The following is a 257-nucleotide window of genomic DNA, read 5'->3' as shown; positions in this document are numbered from 1 at the left end:
GCCGGCTTTCACCGCGTCCACCGCCAGGGCTATCGCGAGATGGCTTTTGCCGGTGCCGGGTGGCCCCAACAGATGCACCGCCTCGGCCCGGTCGATGAACTTGAGCTCGGCCAGCGCCAGAATGCGATGGCGGTCGAGCGAGGGCTGGAAGGCAAAGTCAAAGCTCGCCAGGGTCTTGACCGTGGTCAGCCGCGCCATCATCAGGGCCGCCTTGATGCGTCGGCTCTCGCGCAAGGTGAGCTCTTCCAAAAGCAAGT

Annotated in this window: 1 protein-coding gene; it reads right to left on the bottom strand. The window is 65.0% G+C overall.

Going from position 1 to position 257, the window contains the following annotated elements:
• Nucleotides 1–257: ATP-binding protein (locus DRB19_RS29505; protein WP_162815964.1), on the bottom strand; the 257-nt coding region annotated here is incomplete at both ends.

It is taken from the genome of Microvirga aerophila, from assembly GCF_003332305.1.
GTDB classification, from domain to species: Bacteria; Pseudomonadota; Alphaproteobacteria; order Rhizobiales; family Beijerinckiaceae; genus Microvirga; species Microvirga aerophila.
Note: the sequence above shows the minus strand (reverse complement) of the source record. Positions and strands in the feature narration are given on the sequence as shown.